Below are 5,770 nucleotides of genomic sequence, written 5' to 3' on the forward strand. Positions count from 1 at the left end.
ATCCCCCGCCCCCAAGCCCTGTTGTGGTCCGGCTTCGCTGCGGTCCTTATGGCCCTGGGTGGCTGCCCTCGCCGGGATGCTCGGCGTGCCTGGTCGGCTTCGTCGCGGTCGGCTTACCGGCCCCGGGTGATCAGTGCTCAGCTTGCTTCTGCTCGGCGGGCTTTTCGCCGGGTAGGCCACCTGGCATGGCTGCCTTTGTTCCCTGGCTTTCTGTAGCTGAGGCTTCGCCTTCGCGTGGTCTTGTACTTCGCGTGGCCTTCCGCTTCGCGACCTTCGCTAGTGAGCCTTCCCGCTTGGCGCGGCTGCTGGTCTGCACGACGGTCCGCCTTTGCGCTATCCGCTTCGCGCGGCCTTGTGCTTGCGCGGCCTTGTGCTTGCGCGGCCTTGTGCTTGCGCGGCCTGCTCGCGTCGAGTGGCCTCCCGCCTTGCGGGGCTGACTGTCAAGGCGGTTCAACCGGCGCGCCTTCTGCTTTGGCGGGGCCTTGCGCTGCTCGGCCCTTAGCCTCGCCGGACCTGCTGCCTCGCGCGGCTGTTTGGCTGCACGACAGGCCGTCATGGGTAGCCTCCGCGTGGGCGGTCAGCTCGCGTCGAGCGGCCTCCCGCCTTGCTCTGCTGCTTGTCCACGCGACGGTTCAGCTTGTGCGACCTTCTGCTTAGTGGGTCCTTCCGCTTTGCGGGCGTTTCGTCTCGTCGGACCCTTCGCCTCACGCGGCTGCTTGTGTGCACGACTGGCCGCCCTTGGGCGGCTTCCGCCTTGGGCGGCCTGCCCGCATCGAGTCGCCCCGCCTGCTCGGCTGCTTGTCCACGCGACAGTTCACCTCGCGCGCCCCTTGCGCTTCGCGTGGCTTTCCGCTTCGCGTGGCTTTCCGCTTCGCGTGGCTTTCCGCTTCGCGTGGCTTTCCGCTTCGCGTGGCTTTCCGCTTCGCGTGGCTTTCCGCTTCGCGCGGCCTTCTGCTTCGCCAGGCCTGCCGCCTCGCCAGGCCTGCCGCCTCGCCAGGCCTTCCGCCTCGCGCGGCTGCTTGTATGCACGACAGGCTGCCTTGTGCCCCGTCCCGCCTCGCCGACTTCCGCCCGCGGGACCCTTGTCTGTACGACGGTCCGATTTGCGCAGTCATTTCACCCAGGCGCGCACCTGCGGGGTTGGTCTGGGTGGCGGGGCTGGGCGGGTGTTTCAGAGTTGTTTGCGGTAGAGGAGGAAGACGCGTTCTACTCGGGCGGCTACTGCTTTTGCGTAGAACGGGAGGGGGCCGACCCAGCCGATCTGGGCTTGGGTGTGGCCGGCGGCTCGTTGGTCGGCGAGGCAGCGGCGGAGCAGCAACGCGCCGATTCCTGAGCCGCGGGCCGCCGGTGCGGTGCCCATCGGGCCGAACCAGGACGGGCGGGACGAGCCGTAGGCGGCGAAGCCCAGGATTGCCCCGTCCTTGGCCAGCGCCAGGTGGCAGCCGGCCTGGTCACGGCCTACCGAGTGGGTGATTTCGCCGGCCCAGCCTTCGCCGAAGTTGGCCAGGGTGAAGCGGACCACGGCCGGGACGTCCTCCGCACCCGCCCGGCGGATGATGATGCCTTCGCCGGCCAGCCGGGCCTCGTCCTCGGCCGTTGCGCCCGGTGCGGCTCCGGAGGCTTCCGTTGTCAGGTCCACGGTCATGTTCCAGGCGGGCTGGTCCTGTTCGAAGCCGAAGGCCATCGCCGCGCAGATTGCTGGGGTGTAGCGCACGTCGATGCCCGGCCAGGCGTAGTACGGGGCGTTGCCGGCGATCACCACGTCGCCCGCGCCGAGGCCGGCCAAGGCGCCCTCGATGCGGGACACCAGGGCCCGGGCCACGCCGCGGCGGCGTTCCGCCGGGTCCACGGCGATCAGGTCGACGTGGCCGATCGAGCGGTCCCGGTGCGACACCGAGCCCAGCACCACCCCGATCACCCGGCCGCCGGTCACCGACACCGGCTCCCCGGAAAGAGCGGCGGCGCTCGCGCCGGCTGAGCGCAGGGCGATGAAGCCGGTGATTCTGCGGGGAGTGGCCGACCAGCCGTCAGTGCCGGTGGTCTCGCGCAGGCGCAGCACGATCTCCGCGGCCTCGGCGGCGTCCTCGGGCAGGTCCAGGGCGCTCCGGCAGAGCGCCACCACGGCGGGTACGTCGTCGTCGGTCAGTTCGGAGATCCAGAACTCGCTGTCCACAACCGCCGAACCTACCCAACGACCGCCTCCCGCTCCGGCGTGGTCGGCTCGATGAGGTCCCGGCGGCCGCGTACGGGGGAGAACACCAGCGCGAGTGGCGCGGCCACCGAGGCCACCGCGACGATCAGCAAGGTGGCCCGGGCACCGAGGGGCCCGGCCAGCGCACCCGCCACCAGCCCGCCGACCGGGATGGCGCCCCAGGAGACGAACCGGACCGTCGCCATCACCCGGGACAGCAGCTCCGGCGGGCTGGCGATCTGCCGGTAAGTGCGGGTGGTCACGCTGAAGACGCACCCCGTGGCGGCGAAGATGAGCACGCCCGCGGTGAAGCCGAGGTACGCCACCCAGCCGGTGCCGGCGGGGATGACGAAGGCGGCAGCGGCCTCCACGAAGCCCAGAATGATCAGTCCTCGCGCGGTGCCGAGCGCGTTGGTGGCCCGGGTGGTCAGCGCCGCGCCGATCAGGGTCCCCACGCCGTCGACGGCGAGCAGCAGGCCGACGACGCCGGCCGGGGCGTGCAGTTCGCGGACCAGGTAGAGCGGGAAGAGCGCGAGGTAGGCGCCGTTGACGAAGTTCGACGCGGTGGCCGACCACATGGCCGGGCCCATCATCGGGTGCCTCGTCACGTACGCCCAGCCCTCGCGGATCATCGCGCCCATCGGGGTGGGCCGGTCCGGGCGGTGCCCCCGCCGGGCCGGCAGGGTGCGCAGCAGCGCCGCCGACACGAGATAGCTGATCGCGTCGATCAGCAGCGTCGGGACCGCGCCGAGGAACTGCACCGCGAGGCCGCCGAGCGACGGCCCGGCCAGCTGGGTCGTGGCGTGGGTGCCGGAGGTGAGGCTGTTGCGCGACTGGAGCTGGTCCCGGCTGACGATCTCGGGCAGGAACGTGGTGTTGGCGACGAAGAAGACGACGTGCGCGAAGCTGAGGACCAGGGCGACGACGACCAGCTGAGCGACGCTGAGCACGCCCAGCCACCAGGCCACCGGGATGGAGGCGACGGCGAGGGCGCGGACCAGATCGGCAGCGACCTGGGTGCCGCGCAGCGGGAGGCGCTGCACGATGACCCCGGCGGGCAGCCCGATCACCAGCCACGCCACATAACCGGCCGCGGCGATCAGGCCCATCTCGAACGGGGTCGCGTCGAGGACCGCGAGCGCGGTCAGCGGCAGGGCCACCCCGCCGACGGCCGAGCCCAGATCACTGCTGGTGCCGGCCGTCCACCACCGCCAGAACACGCTCACGGTCCCCGCCCCCGTTCGAGTAAGTTCCAATCTGGAACGGACTATAGTGGAGCGCGTGCGCAGGGTCGAACTCGTTGATGCCGACTGCGGCATCGAGCAGGCCCTCGGCGTGCTCACCGACTGGTGGACGTTTCTGGTGGTTCGCGACATCGCGGGCGGCGTGACCAGGTTCGAGGCGTTGCAGCGCTCGCTGGGGGTCAGCCGGCGGGCCCTGACCGAACGCCTGGCCGCGCTGGTCGAGCACGGAGTGCTGCGCCGGGAGCCGTATTCCGAGCACCCACCCCGCCACGACTACCTGCTCACCCCCAAGGGCGAGGGCCTGCTGCCGGTACTGATCGCCCTCCAGGAATGGGGCGACCGGCACGTGCTCGGCGACGGCTCACTCACCGCGACGGCGGCGCCGACCTCGGCGGAAGCAAGCCGCGTGCACGGCCTGATCGGCCGGCGGATCCCGGCACTGCGCCTGGAGACCTGGACGGTCCTCTACTTCTTCCCGGGCGCCTTCGCGCCGGACACCCCCGGCTATCCGCCCGGCTGGGGCGAGATCCCGGGCGCGGCGGGCTGCACCCTCGAGTCCATGACGTACGCGGCCAGAGCGGCCGACTTCACCGCGGCGGGAGCCGAGATCCGTGGCATCAGCACCCAGCGCCCGGACCAGCTGGAAGCCTTCGCCACCCACGCGCAGCTGCCGTTCCCGCTGCTGTCGGACCAGGATGTCAAGCTGGCCGCGAGTCTGCGCCTGCCCACCTTCCGGGCCGCGGGGGAGGACCGCTTCAAGCGCCTGACCCTGCTGGCCGACCCGACGGCGACGATCCGCACGGTCCAGTTCCCGATCACCGACCCGGCCGCCTCGGTTACCGAGATGCTCAGCGCGGTCCGGGCCCGCAGTTGACCTTGCGAGCACGCAGCTCGCGATCGGCGGGAGCGACGGTCAGTTATCCGCACGGACCTACGACCGGAAGTCTTTGATCGTCCGCATTTGATCTTGCCAATCTCTTTTCACTCGCCGGGGGGACACCCGGCAGCGCTACCGTGGGGGTTGTGCGCTCTCCTTCCGTCTCCCGCTATGCCGCCGGGCGGCTCTCGCCCATCCGCCGCACCGCCGACCTGCGGCGGTTGCGGGACGAGCAGTTCGATGTGCTGGTCATCGGCGGTGGGGTCACCGGCGCCGGCGCGGCCCTGGACGCTGCCTCGCGCGGCCTGAAGGTCGCCCTCGTCGAGGCCCGTGACCTGGCCGCCGGCACCTCCAGCCGGTCCAGCAAGCTCATCCACGGCGGCCTGCGTTATCTGGAGCAGCTCGAGTTGCACCTGGTGCACGAGGCGCTCACCGAGCGGGGGCTGCTGACCAGCCGGCTCGCCCCGCACCTGGTGCGGCCCGTGCCGATCCTGGTGCCGCTGCCGGCCGCCTCGCCGCCGGCCCGGGTCTGGCAGCGGGCCTACTACGGCCTCGGGGTCGCCGCCTACGACGTCTTCGCCGGGGTCTTCGGCAGCGGGCGCGGCATGCCCCTGCACCGGCACCTGACCCGCGACGGCGCCCGGCACCTCTTCCCCAGCCTGCGCGCCGACAAGATCACCGGGGCGATCCGGTACTTCGACGGGCAGGTCGACGACGCCCGCCTGGTGGTCAACCTGGCCCGCACCGCCGCCAGCCTCGGCGCCGCCGTGGTCACCAGCGCCCGGGTCACCGGGTTCCTGCGCGAGGCGCGCGAGGTGGTCGGGGTCAAGGTGCGGGATCTGGAGTCGCCCGACTCGCCGGAGTTCGAGGTGCGGGCCCGCACCGTTGTCGCCGCCACCGGGGTGTGGAGCGACGACATGTCCCGGATGCTGCGCGACGTCGGCGTCCGGCCCGGTCTGCGGGTGCGCGCTTCCAAGGGCGTGCACCTGGTCGTGCCGCGGTCGGCCATCACCGGCGAGGCCGGGCTGATCCTGCGCACGCCGACCTCGGTGCTGTTCGTCATCCCGTGGGGCGGGCACTGGATCATCGGGACCACCGACACCGACTGGGAGCTGGACCGTTCGCACCCGGCCGCGTCCGCCCGGGACATCCGCTACCTGCTCGACCAGGTCAACACCGTGCTGGACCGGCCGCTCACCGCCGACGACATCGAGGGCGTCTACGCCGGGCTGCGGCCACTGCTCTCCGGCGAGGCCGACTCCACCTCGAAGCTGTCCCGCGAGCATGCCGTGGTCGAGCCGATGCTGGGGCTGCTGCTGGTGGCCGGCGGCAAATACACCACATACCGGGTTATGGCCGCCGACGTCATCGACCGGGCCGTGCGCCGGCTCGGCGGTTCCGCGCAGCCCTCGCGGACCGATCAGCTGCGGCTGGTGCGCGGCGGCGGCGTGGGCGCCG

At 71.9% G+C, this 5,770-nt stretch carries 4 protein-coding genes; 2 read left to right on the forward strand and 2 right to left on the reverse strand.

Annotation, left to right across the window (positions count from 1 at the left end; all coding sequences use genetic code 11):
- Positions 1-1,171: 1,171 nt before the first annotated feature.
- Together AB0C29_RS30475 and AB0C29_RS30480 are read right to left on the reverse strand one after the other, a co-directional pair.
- Complete coding sequence (locus tag AB0C29_RS30475) at positions 1,172-2,173, reverse strand: GNAT family N-acetyltransferase (RefSeq protein ID WP_360827291.1); 1,002 nt, start codon at positions 2,171-2,173, stop codon at positions 1,172-1,174.
- 11 nt (positions 2,174-2,184) lie between these two features.
- Positions 2,185-3,417: an MFS transporter gene (locus tag AB0C29_RS30480; RefSeq protein ID WP_360827293.1), complete on the reverse strand. Its 1,233-nt coding sequence runs from the start codon at positions 3,415-3,417 to the stop codon at positions 2,185-2,187.
- A 55-nt stretch (positions 3,418-3,472) separates the two neighbouring features.
- On the opposite strand from AB0C29_RS30480, the gene AB0C29_RS30485 reads away from it, so the two are divergent.
- Both AB0C29_RS30485 and AB0C29_RS30490 read left to right on the forward strand, forming a co-directional pair.
- Positions 3,473-4,309, forward strand: coding sequence for a winged helix-turn-helix transcriptional regulator (locus AB0C29_RS30485; RefSeq protein ID WP_360827296.1), 837 nt, complete (start codon positions 3,473-3,475; stop codon positions 4,307-4,309).
- Positions 4,310-4,458: 149 nt separating this feature from the next.
- On the forward strand, positions 4,459-5,770 hold a 1,312-nt coding region (locus AB0C29_RS30490; RefSeq protein ID WP_360827299.1), incomplete at its 3' end, for a glycerol-3-phosphate dehydrogenase/oxidase.

Source organism: Actinoplanes sp. NPDC048791 (assembly GCF_040650095.1).
GTDB lineage: Bacteria > Actinomycetota > Actinomycetes > Mycobacteriales > Micromonosporaceae > Actinoplanes.